Annotated in this window: 19 protein-coding genes; 18 read left to right on the plus strand and 1 reads right to left on the minus strand. The window is 38.6% G+C overall.

Translation table 11 applies throughout. The features are described 5' to 3' along the window. Positions 1–27 precede the first annotated feature (27 nt). On the plus strand, positions 28–1,584 hold the full coding sequence (locus tag BM146_RS01365; RefSeq protein ID WP_074883261.1) for a bifunctional ADP-dependent NAD(P)H-hydrate dehydratase/NAD(P)H-hydrate epimerase: 1,557 nt from the start codon (positions 28–30) through the stop codon (positions 1,582–1,584). A gap of 9 nt (positions 1,585–1,593) precedes the next feature. Next, positions 1,594–2,751, plus strand: coding sequence for an alanine racemase (gene alr / locus BM146_RS01370; protein ID WP_074883264.1), 1,158 nt, complete (start codon positions 1,594–1,596; stop codon positions 2,749–2,751). Between the two features lie 87 nt (positions 2,752–2,838). Here alr and BM146_RS01375 read toward each other — a convergent pair whose 3' ends face one another. Continuing rightward, positions 2,839–4,041: a hypothetical protein gene (locus tag BM146_RS01375; protein ID WP_074883268.1), complete on the minus strand. Its 1,203-nt coding sequence runs from the start codon at positions 4,039–4,041 to the stop codon at positions 2,839–2,841. Positions 4,042–4,190: 149 nt separating this feature from the next. Here BM146_RS01375 and BM146_RS01380 point away from each other — a divergent pair, with 149 nt between their 5' ends. From BM146_RS01380 to BM146_RS01455, 16 genes are all read left to right on the plus strand, one after another. Beyond that, positions 4,191–5,261 carry a hemolysin family protein gene (locus BM146_RS01380; protein WP_143087398.1) on the plus strand — a complete coding sequence of 357 codons (1,071 nt, stop codon included), beginning with the start codon at positions 4,191–4,193 and terminating at the stop codon, positions 5,259–5,261. 25 nt (positions 5,262–5,286) lie between these two features. Next, on the plus strand, positions 5,287–6,024 hold the full coding sequence (locus BM146_RS01385) for a YebC/PmpR family DNA-binding transcriptional regulator (protein WP_074883270.1): 738 nt from the start codon (positions 5,287–5,289) through the stop codon (positions 6,022–6,024). Positions 6,025–6,064: 40 nt separating this feature from the next. Next, positions 6,065–7,669 carry a glycosyltransferase family protein gene (locus BM146_RS01390; RefSeq protein ID WP_074883273.1) on the plus strand — a complete coding sequence of 535 codons (1,605 nt, stop codon included), beginning with the start codon at positions 6,065–6,067 and terminating at the stop codon, positions 7,667–7,669. 24 nt (positions 7,670–7,693) lie between these two features. Further along, positions 7,694–10,624: an insulinase family protein gene (locus BM146_RS01395; protein WP_074883276.1), complete on the plus strand. Its 2,931-nt coding sequence runs from the start codon at positions 7,694–7,696 to the stop codon at positions 10,622–10,624. 15 nt (positions 10,625–10,639) lie between these two features. Further along, entirely contained in the window at positions 10,640–11,665 is a 1,026-nt protein-coding gene (locus tag BM146_RS01400) for a DUF4349 domain-containing protein (protein ID WP_074883279.1), read from the plus strand. After that, positions 11,649–12,671 (plus strand): GTPase Era, encoded by a 1,023-nt coding sequence (gene era / locus BM146_RS01405; protein WP_074883282.1) that lies wholly within the window; start codon positions 11,649–11,651, stop codon positions 12,669–12,671. Before BM146_RS01400 ends, era begins: the two co-directional genes overlap by 17 nt. 8 nt (positions 12,672–12,679) lie before the next feature. Further along, a complete protein-coding gene (gene recO / locus BM146_RS01410) occupies positions 12,680–13,327 on the plus strand; it encodes a DNA repair protein RecO (RefSeq protein WP_074883284.1) in 648 nt (215 codons plus the stop codon). A gap of 68 nt (positions 13,328–13,395) precedes the next feature. Further along, on the plus strand, positions 13,396–14,001 hold the full coding sequence (locus BM146_RS01415; RefSeq protein WP_074883287.1) for a hypothetical protein: 606 nt from the start codon (positions 13,396–13,398) through the stop codon (positions 13,999–14,001). A 44-nt stretch (positions 14,002–14,045) separates the two neighbouring features. Then, a complete protein-coding gene (locus BM146_RS01420) occupies positions 14,046–15,455 on the plus strand; it encodes a glycine--tRNA ligase (protein WP_022773234.1) in 1,410 nt (469 codons plus the stop codon). 15 nt (positions 15,456–15,470) lie between these two features. Further along, positions 15,471–18,125 carry an alanine--tRNA ligase gene (alaS, locus tag BM146_RS01425; protein ID WP_083413352.1) on the plus strand — a complete coding sequence of 885 codons (2,655 nt, stop codon included), beginning with the start codon at positions 15,471–15,473 and terminating at the stop codon, positions 18,123–18,125. A 128-nt stretch (positions 18,126–18,253) separates the two neighbouring features. Beyond that, positions 18,254–18,430, plus strand: coding sequence for a 30S ribosomal protein S21 (rpsU, locus tag BM146_RS01430; protein WP_013280615.1), 177 nt, complete (start codon positions 18,254–18,256; stop codon positions 18,428–18,430). 157 nt (positions 18,431–18,587) lie between these two features. Next, positions 18,588–19,463 carry a metallophosphoesterase gene (locus BM146_RS01435; RefSeq protein ID WP_074883290.1) on the plus strand — a complete coding sequence of 292 codons (876 nt, stop codon included), beginning with the start codon at positions 18,588–18,590 and terminating at the stop codon, positions 19,461–19,463. Positions 19,464–19,663: 200 nt separating this feature from the next. Further along, entirely contained in the window at positions 19,664–20,413 is a 750-nt protein-coding gene (locus tag BM146_RS01440; protein ID WP_074883294.1) for a segregation and condensation protein A, read from the plus strand. Between the two features lie 4 nt (positions 20,414–20,417). After that, complete coding sequence (scpB, locus tag BM146_RS01445; RefSeq protein WP_074883297.1) at positions 20,418–20,987, plus strand: SMC-Scp complex subunit ScpB; 570 nt, start codon at positions 20,418–20,420, stop codon at positions 20,985–20,987. Between the two features lie 184 nt (positions 20,988–21,171). Next, a complete protein-coding gene (locus BM146_RS01450) occupies positions 21,172–22,602 on the plus strand; it encodes an acyl-CoA carboxylase subunit beta (RefSeq protein ID WP_074883300.1) in 1,431 nt (476 codons plus the stop codon). 17 nt (positions 22,603–22,619) lie between these two features. Next, on the plus strand, positions 22,620–23,492 hold the full coding sequence (locus BM146_RS01455) for an OadG family transporter subunit (RefSeq protein WP_074883304.1): 873 nt from the start codon (positions 22,620–22,622) through the stop codon (positions 23,490–23,492). Positions 23,493–23,501: the final 9 nt, after the last annotated feature.

Consider the following 23,501-nt stretch of genomic DNA (forward strand, 5'->3'; position numbering starts at 1 on the left):
ATATTTTATATGTTGGGGAGGGCGGATATGAAGTATGCAGTTACAAGTCAGGAAATGAAAATCTATGACAGAAATACTTCTGAAGTGTTTGGTGTTTCCAGTGAAGTATTGATGGAAAGAGCATCGCTTAAGGTTGTAGAAAAAATAGATCTTTGGGCAAAGGAAAGAAAGTGCGAGCGCAGATATAGAGCACTTGTTTTTGCCGGGGTAGGAAATAATGGCGGTGACGGCGCTGTTATTGCAAGACTTCTCAAACAAAAGGGCTACCTTGTTACTTTGGTGGTCATAGGGGATCCCACCAAAATGAGCGACCTTCTGCTTAAGCAACTTAAGACCTGTGAAAAATATGGAATTATAACTGACACATTTTCCAATGTGACGGGCAACCTTTACTCTTTGGAATGGGATATCATTATAGATGCATTATTTGGCATCGGATTATCCAGAAATATTACCGGTAGTTTTTTGAAGGCAATTGAATATATAAATTCATGTAAAGAAGAAAAAAAGAGCGATCTGCTTGTTATATCAGTTGATATACCTTCCGGTGTAAATGCTGATAATGGCAAGGTTATGGGTACTGCAGTAAGAGCAGATATTACAGTTACTTTTAATCAGATCAAACTTGGTGAAATCCTTTATCCGGGATGTGAGTATTGCGGTAATCTTTATGTCGAAGATGTTGGTATAACAGATGACAGCTTTTTAGGAAGAGAGCCGTCAGCGTTTTATTTTGATGAAAAGATAGCAGGCCTTCTCCCTAAAAGACGCAAGGATTCCAATAAGGGAACTAATGGGAAAGTGCTTATTGTTGCCGGCTCAAAGAATGTCAGCGGAGCATGCATACTGGCTGCAAGTGCGTGCATCCGTTCGGGGGCAGGAATGGTCAAGGTCATGACAGCTATCGAGAATGCTGAAATCGTTAAGTCACTGCTTCCTGAAGCGCTTATTGACGTATATGAAGATTTTGAGCCTGTGGCTGATAAACTCATGAAAGATATTGAATGGGCTGATACTGTGGTCATTGGACCCGGAATAGGGATTGATATAAAGGGCGACGAGCTTCTAAACATTGTTCTGAATAATTGTGATAAGCACCTTGTAATGGACGCGGATGCTCTTAATCTTGTGGCCATGAACAGTGAGTACAGAAGGCTTTTGGCTCATTATTCGGTTGGTGGAAGGAAACTTGTTTTAACGCCCCATTTGGCAGAATTTTCAAGGCTCTTTGGGAAGTCTGTCAGTGAATGCAAGGATAATATACTTTTTTATCCAAAAGAACTTGCAAAAGAACTTAGATGTACTGTCGTTTGCAAAGATGCCAGAACTATAGTAAGTGACAGTAACGAGAAAAAGATATATATTAATGTGAGCGGTAATGATGGTATGGCGACTGCCGGATCGGGAGATGTATTATCCGGTATAATAGGAGCACTTTTGTGCCTTGAAAACACTAGCTTTGAAGCTGCGTGTCTTGGTACATATATCCATGGAGCCTGTGGTGATAATGCCGCTGCCAAGCATGGTAAATATGCTATGGTCGCATCTGATATTGCGGCCGAACTTGAAGATATATTGAGGTGAAGTTTAGAAATGTTAGAAGAATTTTCCAGAGTTTATGCCAAGATTGACTTAAAGGCAATTGATTACAATTTGGAGAGTATGAGAAAGAATATTCCTGCCGGAACCAAAATAATGGCGGTTGTTAAGACAGATGCCTATGGTCATGGAGCAGTTAGAATAGCTAAGGAGCTGGAAAACAAGGATTATATCTGGGGATATGCTGTAGCTACAGCAGAGGAAGCTTTTGAACTTAGAGATAATGCTATCAAAAAGCCTATTCTTATTTTAGGATACACTTTTTCATATGCTTATGAGAGGCTTTTGATAGAAGGTATAAGACCTGCAGTATTTAGAATAGATATGGCAAAAGAGCTTGATGCCTGTGCCAAAAAGCTACTTGAAAGAGGCGATATCAGTAAAAAGCCTGAGATTCATATAGCTATTGATACAGGAATGTCACGTATAGGAATTACTCCGGATGAAGAGGGAGTAGAGTTTATAAGGGAAGTAGCTGCTCTTAAAAATCTGGATATTGAAGGTGTGTTCACACATTTTGCAAGGGCCGATGAAAAAGATCTTACAAATGCAAAAGAGAGAGAACTTGTATTTAAAGAGTTTGTTGACAGGGCTGAGGCTGAGTGCGGAATAAAGATAGAATTACGACACTGCGCAAATAGTGCAAGCATAATATCTATTCCGGAAAGTTCAATGGATATGGTGCGTGCAGGGGTGACTATGTATGGAATGTGGCCATCAGAGGATGTTCCAAAGACAATAGTTGATCTTAAACCTACACTTGAACTTATCAGCCACATAGTAATGATAAAGACTGTTCCCACTGGTACACCGGTAAGCTATGGCGGAACATATGTGACTGGAAGGGAGACTAAGATAGCAACGATTCCTGTCGGATATGGTGATGGCTATCCAAGAAGTCTTTCAAACAAAGGCTATGTTCTTATCGATGGCGAAAGAGCCAATATCATTGGCAGAGTATGTATGGATCAGTTTATGGTTGATGTAACACATATAGACAATGTTAAAGAGGGAGATGAGGTTATTCTCATTGGAACAGATGAAAAATCAGGAGATGAGATAACTGCTGAAATGCTCGGAGAAATAAGCGGAAGATTTAACTACGAGCTTACCTGCAATATAAACAAAAGAGTTCCAAGGGTATTTGTATAAAGGGAAAGTTTTGGAAAATGTGGTGTAGGATAGATTGCTCTCAATAGGGGAATCTATCCTACTTTTTACATTTATTATGCTACGACATTAGGAAAAGCGTCGCTTTGATTTATCATACTGAACGTTAATTTCCTGAAGTGCAGCAGTGTCACCGTCCATGTTGTCGGGGTGGTAGAGCTTTACGAGTGATTTATATTTCTTATCAACACTTTCTTTGGTTGTACATCCGGCAAAGAAGTCAAAAGAACTTGATGTAGCTTGTTTAGCGCTACCATTAGTGTTCTTATTGTATTTTGAATTATTGTATCTTTTGCCATTGCCTGAGTTGTTATAGTCATACTCGTCATTATCTATATCATCGTAATTATCATCAGACTCGTCATCGTAGTCTACATCATCTTCTTCATATATATCACTTTCATCATAGTCTTCATCGTAATCTTCATCATATTCATCATCATATTCTTCGGCGTAGTCTTCATCATAATCTTCATCGTATTCTTCGCTATAATCCTCATCCTCATCCTCGTATTCGTAGTTCTCATCTTCATAATCATCATCTTCATAGAAGGAGGCTCTTTTACTGCGGCGATGATCGTGTTCATCCTCGGAATCGGCATAGGATCTGTTCTTGAGCCATTTTTCATAGTCTTTTTCATAATGTCTTTTGCCTGCATCCGGGAAAAGATGGTAATAGCGGTCAAGGGCCTGAGTCACAAAACCTTTACCGATAAAGGCTCTTAAAACGTATATTACAGCATCTGCAATGATACAGAAGAAAATTATCTTGCTAAATGACATGAATACCGAGATTGATAGAAGAATAGTTCCAACAGGGATTATCATTATGATGGTCAGTATCAAAAGGAAAATATAAAGTGGAGCACCTTTGTATGAGTAAACCGCTTCAATCCACCAGGTCCTGATATCGTTGTAAAAGGAAGTAACAAAATAGTTATTTTTGGTAATACTGTTGTTGGCCTCTTTTACCATCTCCTCAGGAATATTTAGGTCACTGCCCTGGATATCTAAAGAGTGAGGCGCCTGAATCTGAGAATCCGGCCCGCTTCCTATAGATAATAGACCGAAGTTTCCTCCAAAGAGCAGAAACACATTTATACATAATAAAAGAAAAAAAGAAATCGATGTAATAGGAAGAATACAGAAAAACAGCTTAAGAAATCTGACATAAGCTCTTATAAACCAGGAAAGCATTGAGAAAAATGCTTTTAAAACCGAAACAACGATACTTGAGATGGCGCCGACGGCCATCGTTAAAACAGAAATCATACTTACAAAAACTCCTTAACCTAAATCCCCACACAAAGAAAATTTTATATGAAAAATGAAAAGGTGTCGAGAGGCTTGATAGAGAAAACAAAAATGTGTTATAGTTAAATTTGATATTATGCGTCTTTTGGCGGATAGGAGGATTGATTATGGACGAAGGCTTGCCTTCTGTCATTCTTATTACAGTATTTATAGTTTTTTTTATTGATGTACTTATACATTCCATTTTTCGTGCTGTTTGGCATTTCAAGGGCGATGAGATGGAAAAAGAAGAGAATATCAGGATATTTAAGTTTTTTAATGATGATGGCACAAGTATTGAAGGCTTTTTTATCAATATATTTTACAAAGCTATATTATATTTGTGCGGCGATCGAGGTGATGCCAATCTTTCAGATGTGACTGAGGAAGAAATTAAGTCCATGGTTACAGAAGGTCAGGAGCATGGTGTTATCCTTGAGTCAGAAGCTGATATGATTTCCAATATTTTTGAGTTTTCAGATAAGGAAGCTCAGGATATCATGACCAATAGAAATGCTATGGTGGCTATCGATGCCAACATGACACTTAAGGAAGCTGTTAATTTCATGATGGAGACCAATAACAGCAGATTTCCGGTGTATCTTGATGATATTGACCATATAATTGGCATAATGCATATAAGAGATGCCATGAAAAAACTCTCAGAGGAAACAGATGAGGAACTTCCGATAAGGAAAATAAAGGGCCTTCTTCGTCAGCCTAAGTTTGTTCCTGAGACAAGGAATATTGATTCTCTTTTTCATAGCATGCAGTCATCTAAAACTCAGATGGTTATAGTAATTGATGAGTATGGTCAGACTGCAGGTCTCGTATCTATGGAGGATATTTTAGAAGAAATAGTAGGAAACATCCTTGATGAATATGATGAGGATGAGAACTATGTCAAACCTACTAAGAACAGAGGCGAGTTTATCGTTGATGGAATGACTCCAATAGAAGTTCTTGAAAAGAAATTTGAGATTTCTTTTGATAAATCTGAGTTTGAAACTCTAAACGGTTATCTTATTTCAAAATTGGACAGGATACCGGAAAGTGACGAAGAATTTGATACTTCAGTTGAAGGCTATAATTTCAAGATCCTCTCTGTACAGAACCATATGATCCAGAGCGTTCTTATGACAAAGCTCCCGGAGAAGGAAACAGGCAGTGAGGAAAAAGAATTAGAAATAGCAAAATAGTTAATTATTATGAAAGGAAGTTTTTATGTCAGGACATTCAAAATTTGCTAACATCAAGCACAAAAAAGAAAAGAATGATGCAGCAAAGGGAAAGATTTTTACTATTATCGGTAGAGAAATTGCCGTTGCAGTAAAGGAAGGCGGACCAGATCCGGCTAACAACTTTAAGCTTGCACAGGTTATTGCAAAGGCTAAGGCAAATAACATGCCTAACGATACAATTGATCGTGGAATCAAGAAGGCATCAGGTGCTGACGGAGCAGTTGATTACAAGAATATTACTTATGAAGGATATGGCCCTGGCGGAACAGCTATCATTGTAGAGGCACTTACAGACAACCAGAACAGAACAGCTTCAAACGTTAAGAGCGCATTCACTAAGGGAAATGGTAACGTTGGAACACCTGGATGTGTATCTTACATGTTCGATAAGAAAGGTCAGATCATTATCGATAAGGAAGAGTGCAAAATGTCTTCTGATGACCTTATGATGCTTGTTCTTGATGCAGGGGCTGATGATTTCAATGAGGAAGAGGACAGCTATGAGATCCTTACTACTCCTGAGAATTTCCAGCCTGTAGTAGAGGCACTTGGCAGAGAGAATGTTGAGTCTGTTTCAGCAGAAGTAACAATGATTCCTCAGAACTACGTATCTGTAACAGATGCTGATACAGTTAAGTATCTTCAGAGAATCCTTGATCTTCTTGATGAGGACGATGATGTTCAGGCTGTTTACCATAACTGGGAAGAGGCAGACGAATAATTATTATTTTTAATATTTGATAGGCGGGGGGAGTCCTAAAATGAAACTGAAACGTGTGTGGCCAGCGTATTGCATCTGGGCTTTGTTTATTATTTTTGATGTGGTGATGGTAGCAAGTTCCAGCTTCTTTTTAGGACTTTTTCCGTCTGATAAAAAAATTATGTATACAGCAGTTCTGACGGTTCTGGGAATTCTTTTGATGTCAGTTCTGATGGTGTTTTTTGGAAAGCTATATGACAGCATTGAAGAGGGGGTTGCTTCAAGAGAAAAACTTTTTGATATTCTATACGGGCTTTTGCTGGGTATCATTGTTGCCAGTGCATTTATTTTAAGAATGAAGGTCTGTGCCAATGGAATCCTTGAAGTTTCAGGTAAGCTTTCTCTTTATGAAAATGCTGTGATCGGTGGAACAAATGTAACTCCCGAAAATGATCTGTTGTCTATTGTATACATCTTTATTCTTAGAGGTATCCTTTTTCTTACAGGTAATGACATAAACGTTGCACTGGTCTTTGAGATTGTTTCATTTTGCATTTTTATCCTGTTTTCATCGGCTTCGGTAAAAATGTTATTGGGAAGCCTTCCATCTATTGTTTTTGCTTCCTTTGTTTCATTTATGCCGATATTTGTCGACAGGTTCAGAATACCTTCTCTTGGTACAGACAATCTTTTTTATGCAATGTTTTCAGTAGAGTTATTTTTGATAGCAACACTTTTGAGAGGAACATACCTTGGGCGATTCAAATCGAAGGTATGGATTATTTGGTATTTGGTTGTTGGTGCTGTGATTGGCTTTATGGGCTATACAGATGCCGGAACTCTTTTTACTGTTGCACCACTTGTTTTTTCTGTTCTGTTTATTGCCGGACAGGAGATAAAGAGTGGGCTAATTAAATTAGCATTTATTATGCTTGGTGGTTTATGCAGCTTTTTTGGAATGATAATTCAGGAACTGGGACCAGAAAATACACTTAATACACTTGTAAAATGGGCTGCATATTATTTTAAGAATCTTAATACATTTAGCCTTTTCATGATCTATACGGATTATAAAATCATATATCTTATCACTGTTATTGCCATGTCTGGGGTTATTATCGGATTTTGGAAGAACAGAAAGATAGACAGAGTTTCTCCATGGCTTTTATCTATGCTCATCATTTATGTGACTGTTCCTTTCATGGGAGCTACTCAGATGAACTCACAGATAATGGTTACTATATTTTATGGCTTCGTGCTTGCCTGCGTAGCCAGTCTTATTACAGTATCTCCTGATGATGATGGCCTTATTGTGATAGAGGATATGGAACAGGGAGAAGCACAAGCTGATACAGCTGATGTAAACGCTGTTGAAGTTACTGATGGCAAGGAAGAAATTGAGGAAATTGCAAAAGAAATTGTGAATAAAAAAGTCAGTGAAGTTATAACAAAGGAAAAAGAAGTCAAAGAAGAGCAGCGCTTTGTTCCGGAGGGGATGGTGCTTCCTATGGAAACTGAGGCGGATTTTAGGGAAAGAGATGAGGCGCCAAGGATGAAAATGCCTAAATTTGAGGGAACCATTTCTCTTGATAGAAAGGCAATAGAACAGGCACTTAAGGATGATTTTGATATCCCGTTTCAACCAGGCGATGATTTTGACTTTTAAAATATATTATTTGAAGGGAAAAATATGAGAATAGAAGATTTGGACGCTTATGAGATAGTTGAAAAGAGAAGAATAGAAGATCTCAACTCTGAAAGCTATCTTCTTAGCCACAAGAAGACAAAGGCAAGAATAGCTCTTTTGTCTAATGATGAAGAGAATAAAGTTTTTTCTATTGGATTTAGAACACCACCAAAGGATTCTACGGGGGTTGCTCATATTATCGAGCATACAGTTCTTTGTGGTTCAAGAGAATTTCCTATTAAGGATCCTTTTGTAGAGCTTGTTAAGGGATCTCTTAATACATTTTTGAATGCTATGACTTATCCGGATAAAACTGTGTATCCTATTGCAAGTTGTAATGATGCTGATTTTCAGAATCTGATGCATGTTTATCTGGATGCAGTTTTTTATCCGAATATTTATAAGACAGATAAGATTTTTAAGCAGGAAGGTTGGCACTATGAGATGGAGGATGAGTCCTCTGATCTTACAATTAATGGTGTTGTATATAATGAGATGAAGGGTGCATTTTCTTCTGCTGATGATGTCTTGTCAAGAGAAATACAGAACTCTCTGTATCCTGACACTACTTATGGATTTGAGTCAGGCGGAGATCCTGATCATATCTACGAGCTTACTTATGAAGATTATCTTGATTTCCACAGGAAATATTATCATCCTTCAAACAGCTATATTTATTTGTACGGAAATATGGATATGGCTGAAAAACTTGATTATATCGATAAAAACTATCTTTCAAAGTTTGATTACCTTGAAGTTGATTCTGAGATTGCCACGCAGGAAGGATTTACATCTCCAAAAGAAGTTAGAAAACCATATTCAATCCTTGAATCAGACAGCGAGTTAAAGAATACATATCTTTCTTATAACTGCAGCATAGGTTCAACTTTAGACAGAAAGACATATATTGCATTTGATATTCTGGATTATGCCCTTTGCTCAGCTCCCGGAGCTCCTATAAAAAAGGCACTTATTGATAAGGGAATCGGGCAGGATGTCTACAGTGAGTATGATAATGGCATCAAACAGCCTGTATTTTCAATCATTGCTAAGAATGCAGACAGCTTTCAGAAGGATGAGTTTGTAAAAACTATTGTTGAAGTCCTTGAAAAGCAGGTAAAGGAAGGCATTGACAAGAAAGCTCTCATGGCAGGCCTTAGCTATGATGAGTTTAAGTATAGAGAAGCTGATTTTGGAAGATTTCCAAAGGGACTCTTGTATGGACTTCAGATCTATGATAGCTGGCTTTATGATGACAAGCTGCCTTGGATACACGTTGAGGCAAATAATACTTTTGCTGAACTGAAAAAAGAAGTTGATGGAGATTATTTTGAAAAGCTTATCGTTAAGTATCTTCTTGATAACACTCACAAGACAGTTCTTTTGCTTGAGCCTGAAAAAGGTCTCACAGAGAAAAAAGATGCGGAGCTTGCAGATAAGCTTGCTGTTTACAAGGCTTCATTGTCTAAAGATGAAATAAAGAAAATAGTAAGGGAAACAAAAGAGCTTAAGGAATATCAGGAAACACCTGATGATCCTGAGGATCTAAAAAAGATTCCGCTTCTTAAGCTATCAGATCTCAAAAAAGAAGCCGAACAGTTTAAATTTGAAGAAAGAGAAATGGATGGTGTTAAGATTCTTTTCCATGATATTTTTACCAATGGAATTGATTATCTGACATTTGTCTTTGACCTTAAGAATATAGATGCAGAGGACCTTCCATATGCTGCTGTACTTAAAAAAGTGCTTGGCATGATGGATACTAAACACTATACATATGGAGATCTTTACAACGAGATCAACATACGAACAGGTGGAATCAGCGGATCTATCAGCACTTATACGGATTCTTCTGATGTTAAGAAGTTCGAAACTGCCTTTGAGATTAGCGTGAAGGTGCTCCATGATAACCTTTTATACGCTTTTGAACTGGTAAAAGAGATCCTTACATGCACTAAGTTTGATGATACAAAGAGATTAAAAGAGATATTTGGTGAGCAGTATGCAAGACTTTCATCAGATCTTTCATCTGCAGGACATCAGACTGCGGCTCTTAGAGCTATGTCCTATGTTTCACCGGCAGCCTTCGTTTCTGATCAGGTAAGTGGTATCGGATACTTCAGAACCCTTGAGGAGCTTTCGAAAAAGGTTGAAACAGATGAAGGGGCTAAAGAAATATCTGAGCATCTCTATAGGCTTTGCAGACTTATTTTCAGACCTGAAAATCTTTTAGTAGATATAACTGGAACAGAAAAAGAATATGAGAATGTTCCAAATGAGAGTGTTAAGTTTGCAAAAGCTCTTTTTACAGATGAATGTCAAAAAGGCAACTTGGAAATCACAACTACCAAGAAAAATGAGGCATTTGTTACTGCGGGACAGGTTCAGTATGTGTGCAGAGCAGGTAATTACGCGGATAAAGGTCTTAAGTACAACGGAGCTCTTAGAGTATTAAAGGTAATGATGGGGTACGATTACCTTTGGAGAAATATCAGAGTGCTTGGTGGTGCTTACGGGTGCATGAGCAGTTATGCTAAAAATGGTGACAGCGCATTTGTGACTTATAGAGATCCTAATCTTCAGAACAGTATTGATGTATTTGAGAAGGCCTCGGATTATCTTAGGAATTTTGAGGCGGATGACAGAGTTATTCTTCAGTATATTATTGGAGCGATTTCTGACCTTGATACTCCTAAGACTCCTTCCGGCAAGGGAACTTATGGCCTTACTGCTTATATGTGTCACGCAAAAATGGAGAACATTCAGAAAAACCGTGAGGAACTTTTGGGAACAACCAAAGAGACTATTAGAAGCCTTGCTGCGTATGTGGACGCATTTATGGAAGATAACTGCGTTTGCGTAATCGGAACAGCAGACAAGATAGAAGAAAGCAGGAGTTTGTTCAACGTTGTTGAGCAGCTTGTAAAAGCATAATTGGAGGATTGGGTTATGAAAAGGTGTAGCGTGAAAGCTTTGTTGTTAGGGAGTACAATCGGATTATCATTAGTTCTTTCTGCGTGCGGTGGTAGCGGTTATACAGCTTCAAATTATGCAGAAGAATCTGTTGCAGAGTCTGCGTATGATGCTAAGAGCTACAACGCTTATGAGACAATGGATGCAGAGGCTGTTGAGGCTCCGGGGGAATCTGTTCAGGTTCCGGAAAAGTCAGACAGAAAGCTCATTACAACCGTAAACTTAAGCACTGAAACAGAAGATCTTGATAAGACAATGGCACAGGTTGAGAACAAGACCAAGGAGCTTGGTGGTTACATTGAGAACAGCAGCATCTATAACGGAAGCACTTATTCCTCATACAAAGAAAGCAGAAGTGCCAGCTACACCATCAGGGTTCCGGTTGATAAGCTTGATTTTTTTATAGAATCTGTTGAAGAGGGAACCAACATTACTAACAAGTCAGTTAGTGTTGATGATGTCACACTTCAGTATGTTGATATAGAAAGCAAGAAGAAAGCATTAAAGACAGAGGAGCAAAGACTTTTAGAGATACTTGAAAAGGCTGAGACAGTTGAAGACATTATAAAGGTTGAGGAAAGACTTTCTGATGTAAGGTATGAGCTTGAAAGTATTGAATCACAGCTACGGACCTATGACAACAAGGTTGATTACAGCACAGTTTATATGGATGTCTCAGAAGTTGAGCAGTATACGCCGGCTGAGAAAAAAGGCGTGATCGAGAGAATTGCTGAAGGATTTGTATACAACTTTAAAGAAGTGATCAATGCGCTTGTTGAGCTCTTTATATGGATAGTGATACATATCCCTCAGATAATAATTCTTTTGCTCCTATGCTTGGCAGCCATATTTGGTTGCAGAGCATATGCTTCTTCCAGAAAAAAGAAGCGCGAAATGAAAATGAGAGCATATATGCAGGCTCAGGGACAGGCCCAGCCACAGGCTCAGCCATCGGCAGGCCAGATAAATACACAAGGAAATGATAATGGAAATAAACAATAGTTTTAAAACAGGCTTTATAACTTTAATTGGTCGCCCTAATGTAGGGAAGTCTACACTTATGAACCATCTTATTGGACAAAAAATTGCGATAACTTCCAATAAGCCACAGACCACAAGAAACAGGATCATGACTGTTTATACAGATGATGATGCACAGATGATATTTCTTGATACGCCGGGCATTAATGAAACCAAGAATGCTCTTGGCGAATATATGTCAAAGGTTGCCAAAAGCGCAATAGAAGAAGTAGATATGGTACTTTGGCTTGTAGAGCCCAGCACTTATATCGGCGAAGTAGAGAGATCAATTATTGAAGAATTAAAGACATTAAAAAAGCCTGTGATCCTTGTAATAAATAAGATAGATACTGTTCCGGCTGAAAAGCTTGAGCTTTTTGAAAATGCCTATAAGAAAGAAATGTCTTTTTCTAAGATAGTTCATGTAGCAGCCCTTAAGGGACAGAATATTGACGGTGTGATGAATGTCATCAAGGAATTCTTACCTGTGGGACCTCCATTTTATGACGAGGATACAATTACAGATCAGCCGGAACGTGATATTGTAGCTGAAATAATCAGAGAAAAGGCTCTTAGACTTTTAAAGGATGAGGTTCCTCATGGAATAGCAGTAACTATTGAAAGCATGAAGATGCGTGAGAAAAAGGCTGTAGAGGAAAAGAGTAAGAAAAAAAGGCATTATCATCCTCCAAAACAGGCAGCTTTAGACCTTGATGCAATGCTTAAGGATGCAGCTATTGATTCATCGAGCGGAATGATAGATATAGATGCGACCATTATTTGCGAAAAGGATTCTCATAAAGGAATTGTTATAGGTAAAGGCGGAGCAATGCTAAAAAAAATTGGCACTGCAGCCAGAAAAGATATTGAGGATCTCTTGCAGTGTCAGGTTAATCTTCAGATATGGGTTAAAGTCAGAAAAGACTGGAGAGATGACAAGACTCAGATGAAGAGTTTTGGATATGATGTGAATAGCTTTAAAAAGTAAGGATTTTTATGGAAGAACTTGTCTATGTACGTGGAATTATAATAAAGCATTCACCTGTAGGCGATTACGACCTTGTGGCAACTATTTTTACAGCTGAAAGAGGTAAGATAACAGCTTTTGCCAGAAATGCCAGAAAGCCTGGAAACAGGCTTTCCGGTAACGTTGAGCCATTTAGTTTTGGTACATTTAAGCTGTATGAAGGAAGAAATTCCTATACTATTGTTGAAGCAAATATAGAAAACTACTTCGAGGGATTCAGACAGAATTTTGAAAGTGCCTGTTATGGCTCTTATTTTTTGGAAATTGTCAGTTTCTATACGAGAGAGAATAATGAGGATAAAGAACTCCTAAATCTATTGTATGTTTCATTGAAAGCTCTTTTGAAAAACAATATTCCCAACAAGCTGGTAAAATGTGTATTCGAACTAAGAACATTAAAGACTCAGGGAGAATATCCGGGAATTCCGGAGAATATGAATCTTCTTGATTCCACCAGGTATGCAATGAATTATATTGCGACAAGTAATCTTGAAAAGCTTTATACTTTCACGGTTACGGATGAAGTTCTTTCAGAACTTGAAAAAATATCGAGTCGCTATATAGGAGATAGTATAGACAGACCACTTAAGAGTCTTGAAATGCTTAATATGATATAACAATATGTTCTATTGAAAAAGAAAAACTATTTGGATATAATTACTTTGTTTGTTTTGAGGAAAAATCTATGAACGGGTTTATTATGAAAAGATTTGTCGGAGTTATCAGCGCGTTCATGTTGCTGTCATGTCTGTTTGGATGTGGAAGTGATGAAGGACAGCTTACAACTGTAGCACTAGATAAAAATGGGAAGATCACCAATACAATTTATGAAGACTTCGGAGAAGAGTACTATGATGTCACTGAACTGACTCAAATGACAGAGGATGAGATATCTTCTTTCAACGCAGAAAGACTTACTGAAAAGATCACATTGGATGCAGTTGATAAGATATCTGATGGAAATGCTGTTAAAATGGTCTTAAAATTTGCAACACCGACAGATTATGCCGAGTTTAACAACACAGTTCTTTATTATGGAACTGTACAGGATGCGCTTGACAGAGGTTATTCTATATCATCAGATCTTATTGATGAAAATGGCCTTAAGATAAACTCAGATGCTTTAGAAGATAATAAGGACAACCATATTATTATTACTAAAGACAGATCGGTATTTATTACACCTTACAATATAGTATATTCTTCAAACGGAGTTTCTTTAAAAGGAAAAAAAGAAGCTGTTTTGTCTTCATCAACAAGTGAAGAAATACAGCTCATTCTTTCAAAATAATTTTTTTATATTAAAATCACTTGCTTGTGATTGATTGGAGGAACATGGAAGCAAAAGCAAAATCAATGGAAAAGATCATAGCACTGGCCAAGGGAAGAGGATTTGTTTACCCTGGTTCTGAGATTTATGGAGGTCTTGCCAATACCTGGGATTACGGTAACCTTGGTGTTGAGCTTAAGAATAACGTAAAAAAGGCTTGGTGGCAGAAGTTTGTACAGGAGAACCCTTACAACGTCGGCGTTGATTGTGCGATTTTGATGAATCCTAAGACATGGATTGCATCAGGTCATTTAGGAGGCTTTTCTGATCCTCTTATGGATTGTAAGGAATGCCATGAAAGATTTAGAGCAGACAAGATCATAGAAGATTTTGCTTCTGAGAATGGAATTACTCTTGAATCTTCAGTTGATGGCTGGAGCCATGAAGAAATGGAGAACTTCATTAAAGAGCATAGCGTTCCATGTCCAACATGTGGTAAGCATAACTTTACAAGCATCAGAGAGTTCAACCTTATGTTCAAGACATTCCAGGGTGTAACAGAAGATGCTAAGGATACAGTTTATCTTCGTCCTGAGACAGCACAGGGTATTTTCGTAAACTTCAAGAATGTTCAGCGTTCTTCACGTAAAAAAGTGCCTTTTGGTATCTGTCAGATTGGCAAGAGCTTCAGAAATGAGATCACACCTGGTAACTTCACTTTCAGAACAAGAGAGTTTGAGCAGATGGAGCTTGAGTTCTTCTGCAAGCCTGGTACACAGACAGAATGGTTTGAGTATTGGAGAAAGACATGTTATGAATGGCTTCTTTCTCTTGGTATCGACAAAGAGCACATCAGACTTCGAGACCATGATCCTGAGGAACTTTCATTCTATAGTGATCACACAACTGATATTGAGTATGCATTCCCATTCACAGATTGGGGCGAGCTTTGGGGCATTGCTTCAAGAACAGATTACGACCTTACAAGACATCAGGAGACATCTGGTGAGCCTATGGAATACTTCGATGATGAGACTAATGAGAAGTACATCCCATATGTAGTTGAGCCTTCTCTTGGAGCTGACAGAGTAACACTTGCATTCCTTTGCGAAGCATATGATGAAGAGAATATTGGAACAGAAGAGAAGCCAGATATGCGTACAGTTCTTCACTTCCATCCGGCAATTGCACCTGTTAAGATCGGTGTTCTTCCTCTTTCAAAGAAACTCAATGAGGGTGCTGAGAAGATTTATGCTCAGCTTTCAAAGAAATATAACTGCGAGTTTGATGATCGTGGAAACATCGGTAAGAGATATCGTCGTCAGGATGAGATCGGAACACCATTCTGCATCACATACGATTTTGATTCAGAAGAGGACCACAAGGTTACAGTTAGATTTAGAGACAGCATGGAGCAGGAGCGTATCGCTATCGATGAGCTTGATGCTTATTTCGCTGATAAGTTTACATTTTAAGGAGTTTGTTTGATTATGAAGCAATATACTGCTAACGAGCTTAGAAAAGCTTGGAAAGATTTTTATATTAAAAGAGGCCACGTTGACTGTGGTGCTGTATCTCTTGTTTCTGACGGTTCAACAGGTGTTATGTTCAACGTTGCAGGAATGCAGCCACTTATGCCTTATCTTTTAGGTAAAAAGCATCCTCTTGGAACAAGACTTTGCAATGTTCAGGGATGTGTTCGTACTAACGATATTGATTCTGTTGGTGATAAGAGCCATGGAACATTTTTTGAAATGATGGGAAGCTGGTCTCTTGGAGACTATTTCAAAAAAGAGCGTTGCCAGTGGAGTTTTGAACTTCTTACTGAGCTCTTTGGCTTTGACGCTGATCATCTTGCAGCTACTGTATTTGCAGGTGATGAGAATGCACCAAGAGATGAAGAAGGTGCTAAATACCGTATTGAGTCAGGTTTCAAGCCTGAGAACATTTATTATCTTCCTGCTGAGGACAACTGGTGGGGACTTGAATATGGTCCATGCGGTCCTGACAGTGAGATGTTCTATGTAAAGGATATTCCTGATTGCGGTCCTAACTGCGGTCCTGGGTGCCATTGCGGTAAATATACTGAAATTGGTAATGATGTTTTCATGCAGTATGAGAAACACCATGACGGATATCTTACACCACTTGCTCAGAAGAACGTTGATACAGGTTGGGGACTTGAGCGTATTCTTGCTTTCCTTAACGGTACTGATGACGTTTATAAGATCGATCTTCATGCTCCTGTAATTTCTTACATAGAAAAAGAGAGCGGAATTAAATACGATACTGATGAGAAGAGCACAAGATCAATGAGAATCCTCGCTGATCACACACGTACTTCTGTTATGCTCATTGGTGACGAAGCTAAGCTTTTACCATCTAACACAGGCGCAGGATATATCCTTAGAAGACTTATACGTCGTGCAGTCAGACATGCAAGAGCTCTTGGACTTAAGAAGGAGCATATTCTTGGAGTGGCTTCAATTTATCTTGATGAGTATTCTGAGAGCTATGAGAACCTTGTTAAGAATCGCAGCTTCGTTCTTCAGGAACTTGGAAGAGAAATTGACCGTTTTGAATCTACTCTTGAAAACGGTATGAAAGAGTTTAAGAAGATCCTTGATAAGACAACTTCTGAAGGAAAGAAAGAAATCGAAGGAAAAGATGCATTCTTCCTTTATGATACATTTGGATTCCCTGTAGAGCTTACTGTAGAGCTCGCAGAGGAAGAGGGCTTTACTGTTGATGAGAAGGGCTTTGCCGCTGCTATGGAAGAGCAGAAGCAGAAAGCCAGAGATAATCAGAATTTCGCTGCAAATCTTACAACAGGCGCTGGTTTATTTGATGAACTTGCAGAGGATGTTAAGTGTGAATTTGTAGGATATGATTCACTTTCATGCGAAGGTAGTGTTGTTGCTATGGCAGATGCAGAGGCACTTACAGAAAGCCTCTCAGAGGGCCAGCAGGGAACAATCATTACTGATAAGACATCTTTCTATGGCACAATGGGTGGCCAGGTTGGAGATATCGGTGAGATAACCGGGAAAGATGGTGCTAAGTTCAAAGTATCAGAAACTGTTAAAGTTGCCGGTGGAAGAACAGCTCATGTTGGAACTGTTGTAAAGGGAAGCTTTAAAGTATCTGATAAGGTGACTTTGGACGTTGACGCTGAAAACAGAGCTAAAACATGCAGAAACCATTCAGCTACACACCTTCTTCAGAAAGCTCTTCAGGAAGTTCTTGGCGATGGTGTTGAGCAGGCCGGTTCTTACCAGGATCCTGACAAGACAAGATTTGATTTTAGCTATCATCAGGCTATGACTGCTGAAGAAATCAAGAAAGTTGAAGATATAGTTAATGCCAAGATTTTGGAAGCACTTCCAGTTGTTACAAAGGAAATGACTTTGGAAGAGGCCAAGAAGACAGGAGCTATGGCTCTGTTTGGTGAAAAGTATGGCGATACAGTAAGAGTTGTAAATATGGGAGACTTCTCTATTGAACTTTGTGGTGGTACACATGTATCTAATACCAGCCATATCGGTCTCTTCAAGATCGTAGCAGAGAGCGGTGTCGCAGCAGGCGTACGTCGTATTGAAGCACTTACCGGAAGCAACGCAAGAGATTACTATCTGAATGTAGAGCAGACACTTAATGCATCAGCAAAGCTTGTTAAAGCAAATGCCTCTGATCTTGCTGAGCATATCAAAAAGCTTCAGGACGAGCTTAAGGCACTTAGAAGTGAGAATGAATCACTTAAGAGCAAAGAGGCACAGGCTGCACTTGGTGATGTTACAGATCAGGTTAAGGAAGTTGCAGGAGTTAAGCTTCTTGCTACATCAGTTAAGGGTGTAGATATGAATGGTCTCCGTGATCTTGGAGATCAGATGAAGACAAAACTTGGTGAAGGCGTTGTAGTTCTTATTTCTGAAACTGATGGCAAGGTTAACCTTATTACAATGGCTACAGATGAAGCTATTGCAAAGGGGGCTCATGCAGGTAATCTTATAAAAGCAATTGCGCCAATAGTAGGAGGAGGCGGTGGTGGCCGTCCTAATATGGCTCAGGCAGGTGGTAAGAATCCTGCTGGAATTAAGGATGCTCTTACAGAGGCAGAAAAAGTTCTTGCAAATCAGATAAAATAATGCTTGACGCATATATTTTTTGTGTTATAATTGATAATGTTATGTGAGCTATTATGCTCAGTATAAGCATAATAAATAACCCAATCAGTCATGTACTTGAAGGGACTGAAGGGAGGGTAAGAGTAGAGATGTCAACTGTAGTAGTAAAAGAAAACGAGACTTTGGATAGCGCACTGCGTCGTTTTAAGAGAAGTTGCGCAAAGGCTGGTATCCAGCAGGAGATTCGTAAGAGAGAACACTACGAGAAGCCTAGCGTTAGACGCAAGAAAAAGTCTGAAGCAGCAAGAAAGCGCAAATATAACTAAATCTAATAAAAAGCCTTTGGCGTATGCCAAAGGCTTTTTTGTTGGAATTTTACTATAAGTAGGCAATACTAATGAGAATATGTTTTTTGACCTTTGGGTTTTATCTATGATAAAATAAACATCGTATGTCGTTTATGCTAAGAGAGAAAGAAAAAGTATGGCAATATATTTGGTAATAGCACTGATTGTGCTGATAATATTATGCGTTCTGGTAATTTATCATGACACGCACAGTTTTGTTGTGAGAAATTATGAGATAAAGTCAAACAAAGTAACTGAAGATTTTAAGTTTGTTTTTCTTTCGGATCTTCATGGGTACGTTTTTGGGAATAATAATGATAAGCTTATTAAAGCGATTGATGAGATAAATCCTGATGCTATAATTTGCGGCGGAGATATGTTTACAGCCCATGCTAAGGACGGGAAAATAAAATACGAGCCCGGATTTGACCTTATCAGAAATCTTTCCGGCAAGTATAAGGTCTATTATGCAAATGGTAACCACGAGTATAAGGTGAAATTTTTTACAAAAGAATTTGGTAATTTCTATGATAGATACAGGAGCAGACTGAAAAAAGAAGGGGTTGTCTTTTTGGAGAATGACTCTGTTTGGCTTGAAGATAAAAACATAAGGATCACAGGTCTTGATCTAAATCTTGAGTACTTTAGAAAAGTAGTAAAAAGAAAAATGGATCCTTCACTGATGGGAAGGCTTGTCGGGAATATTAATGACAAAGAAAAAGAGAGGTTTCAGCTTCTTATTGCGCATAATCCCCAGTATTTTGAAAATTATGCATCCTGGGGTGCCGATCTTACAATGTCAGGGCATGTTCATGGCGGAATCGTAAGACTTCCGATACTTGGAGGCGTTATCTCTCCATCAATAGCTCTTTTTCCGAAATATGATGGAGGCTTTTATAAAAAGGGCGAGAAGACAATGATCCTGGGAAGAGGACTTGGAACTCATACAGTACATGTGAGATTTTTAAATCCCGGAGAAATTTGCGTGGTAAACATCAAGTGCGGGATTTGATGCATTCTTGAATTGTTGATTCAAGAATGCATGACTTATTAAATGAAATTACAGAAACCCGCACTTGCTGCGGGTTTCGTGAGAAGGTGATACAAGGGTCAACCATGCCTCATCGACGTAGTCGATTCAATTTGGCATGGTTGATATATTCTTGAACTTTATGTTCAAGAATATATGATTTGTTTTTATGAGGAGATTTTATGTCACTAGAGATTAAACTTCAGGTCTTTGAGGGCCCGATGGACCTTTTGATGCACCTGATAGATAAAAACCAGATAGATATCTATGATATTCCTATTGTAACCATTACGGAACAGTACATGGAATACATCAATGCCATGCAAAAAGAGGATATGGAAGTTACCAGTGAATTTTTGGTAATGGCAGCAACTCTTATTGATATCAAATGCAAGATGCTTCTTCCTAAGGAAGTCAATGAGGATGGAGAAGAAGAGGATCCAAGAGCTGAGCTTGTTGAAAAACTGCTTGAATATAAAATGTACAAATATATGGCATATGAACTTAAAGACAGGCAAATGGATGCAGGCTTGTCCTGGTTTAGACACAAGGATATTCCCAAAGAGGTAAAAGAATACGAGGTTCCAATAGATTTTAGTGACCTTATCGGTGACGCAACTCTCACAAAACTTAATGAGATATTTCAGGACTTGCTTAAAAGGCAGGAAGATAAGGTGGATCCAATCCGTAGTAAGTTTGGAAATATTGAGAAAGAAACTGTGGATATGGATGCTAAGACACTTTATATCAAGGCATATATTAGAGAACATAAAACTTTTAGTTTTAGACAACTCTTGGAAAAGCAGCATAGTAAGACGGAGGTTATCGTTACATTTCTTATAGTTCTTGAGGAAATGAAACTTGGAGAAATTGAGATACAGCAGGACGGGACCTTTGCAGATATAATAATTACTTCCAGAAAGGCAAGCTGATATTATGACAAAAGAAGAAGGCGCAGGAATAGTAGAGGCTATTCTTTTTACAATGGGCGATTCTGTTGAAATTAGTGCTTTAGCTAAGGCGATGGAGACTGAATCAAAAGAGATAAAGAAATATATTGAGTATTTAAAAGGGAAATATGAGAAAAAAGACAGCGGTATAGGAATCATAGAACTTGAAAATTCTGTACAGCTGTGTACCAAGAAAGAGATGTACGAATACTTGGTGAAAATAGCAAAAACCCCTAAGAAGGCTGTTTTGACTGACTCACTTATGGAGACTCTTTCCATAATAGCTTACAAGCAGCCAATCACAAGGCTTGAAGTTGAAAAGATCAGAGGTGTAAACAGTGATCATGCTGTTAACAGACTTGTAGAATTCGGACTTGTTCAGGAACTTGGCAGATTGGATGCTCCGGGAAGGCCGCTTCTTTTCGGAACAACAGAAGAGTTCCTTAGAAGCTTCGGAGTGAGAAGTCTTGATGATCTTCCAACAATAGGCCCTGTTCAGGTTGAAGAATTTAAGGCACAGGCTGAAGAAGAAGTAAATGTAAAATTGGATATCTAATTTATTAAAAGATAGGGAAAATACTGAATTTTTATGTATTTTCTCTTTTTTTTGGTTTTTTTTATGATATACTATATTCTGACTTAAGTTGCGGGTTTATGCGATTTGAGATTGTGAAAAAATGCACAATAATCAAATAACATAGTTGCACACATTCACATAAAATTTATTGGAGGTTAAACACATGAGTAGTTCTTCACAAGCGAGTCAAAGAATAAATGCTTTGCTCGACGAAAACAGTTTCGTTGAAATTGGCGGCCTTGTGACAGCCAGAAACACAGATTTCAATCTGAAACAGGAAGAAACACCATCTGATGGAGTAGTTACCGGATATGGTGTTATCGATGGCAATCTTGTATATGTTTATAGTCAGGATGCGTCAGTACTTGGCGGTTCTATTGGCGAGATGCATGCTAAGAAGATTGTTCGCCTGTATGAACTGGCAATCAAGACAGGTTCACCTGTGATCGGCCTTATCGATTCAGCAGGACTTCGTCTTCAGGAGGCAACAGATGCACTTAATGCATTTGGAGAAATTTATCTTAAGCAGGTGGAGGCTTCCGGAGTTGTTCCACAGATAACAGCCATCTTCGGTACATGTGGTGGAGGGCTTGCACTTATTCCTTCTATCACAGACTTTACATTCATGGAAGCTGATAAGGCTAAACTTTTTGTTAATTCTCCTAATGTACTTGCAGGAAATTACAAAGAAAAATGCGATACATCAGCTGCTAAATGGCAGGCTTCAGAGGTAGGTAATGTTGATGTTGTAACAGATGAGGCATCTATCTACACTCAGATCAGAGAGCTTGTTTCAATCCTTCCTTCAAATAATGAGGACAGTGATTCATATCAGGAATGCACAGATGACCTTAACAGAGCATGCGAGAATCTTGATGGCGCAGCTGCAGATCCTGCACTTGTTGCTGCACAGGTTTCTGATAATGGTCTTTTCTTTGAGACAAAGAGAGATTATGCAAAAGAAATGGTTACAGGATTTATCAGACTTAATGGTGCGACAGTAGGTCTTGTTGGCAACCGTACAGCTATTTTCGATGAGAATGGCAAGGAGGCAGAGAAGTTTGAAGACAAGCTTACTGCACATGCTTGTGAGAAGGCTGCAGATTTCGTTAACTTCTGCGATGCTTTTGATATCCCTGTTCTTACACTTACAAATGCAACAGGCTTTGGCTCATCAAAGTGTGATGAGAGACATGTAGCAAAAGCTGCCGGAAAGCTTGTTTATGCACTTGCAAATGCTACAGTTCCTAAGGTTAACCTTGTAACTGGTAAGGCTTTTGGTAGTGCTTACGTTATCATGAACTCTAAGGCAATCGGTGCAGATGTAACTATCAGCTGGCCTGATACACAGATTGGTACAATGGATGCAAATCTTGCTGCCAGGATCATGTGCGATGGAAAAGATGCTGAGACAGTAGCAAAGGCTGCATCTGATTATGCACAGCTTCAGAATAATGTTAAGAGTGCTGCTGCAAGAGGCTATGTTGATGAAATCATCGAGCCTGCTGATACAAGAAAGTATGTTATAGGCGCATTCGAGATGCTTTTTACAAAGAGGGATGAGCGTCCTGCTAAGAAACACGGCACAGTTTAATGAAGGGAGCACTCAAAATGAAGAGTAAATTTTTAGTTTTGGGAGTTGTTCTTAGCTGCTTCCTAAGTCTGAGTGCTTGTGGACAGGAAACAAAGACAAAGACAATCGACAGCAGCAAGTACCCGGCTGAAATGTTCAACGAGTCTTCTATTGTTTCTTACATGAATAACTTAGAGGATCAGAATTTCGAAGCATGGTACGCGGACGGAATTACTCCTGACAATTTCGAAGAAAAACTTTATGTTGCACTTGCCATGAAGTTTAGAACTGAAACTTCAAATGGAATGGAGAGAACTGTACTTGATGGCGTTGATGAAGATTTTTACAATGCTATAAAGTCTGGTTACACAAGCTGGTATAAAGCCCTTGATGAGATAGGTTATACCAGTGATGCAACACTTGCTGATGAGCTTTATATCTCAGATGTTAATTACTACACTAACGATGATGAGCAGCTTGTAATTGATGCTACACTTCAGGGCACAAAGCATTCCGCATTGTTCCAGGTATATATGAACAATGAGACAATGGCTACTGATATGGGTGTCACAGTTAATAAGTCAAGCGCTGAGAAACTTGAGAATGCCGGCCTTAATACACTTCTTGGTATGGGAATGGCTTTCGCAGTTCTTATAATCATTTCACTTATTATTTCTCTGTTCCCTATCTTTATTAGTGGAAACAAGAAAAAGAAAGTTAATGATAAAGAGCTTGCTAAAGAGGCTATGGACAACACAATCACCCAGATTGAAGAAAAAGAAGATCTTGTTGGTGATTCTGAACTTGTTGCAGTTATAGCAGCAGCTATTGCAGCTTATGAAGGAAGTGCAAGCACAGATGGCTTCCAGGTTAGATCAATCAGAAAAGTAAATAAAAATTGGAAAAGATAAGGAGTATAC

Origin of the sequence: Butyrivibrio proteoclasticus (genome assembly GCF_900115735.1) — a bacterium.
Lineage (GTDB): Bacteria > Bacillota > Clostridia > Lachnospirales > Lachnospiraceae > Butyrivibrio > Butyrivibrio proteoclasticus_B.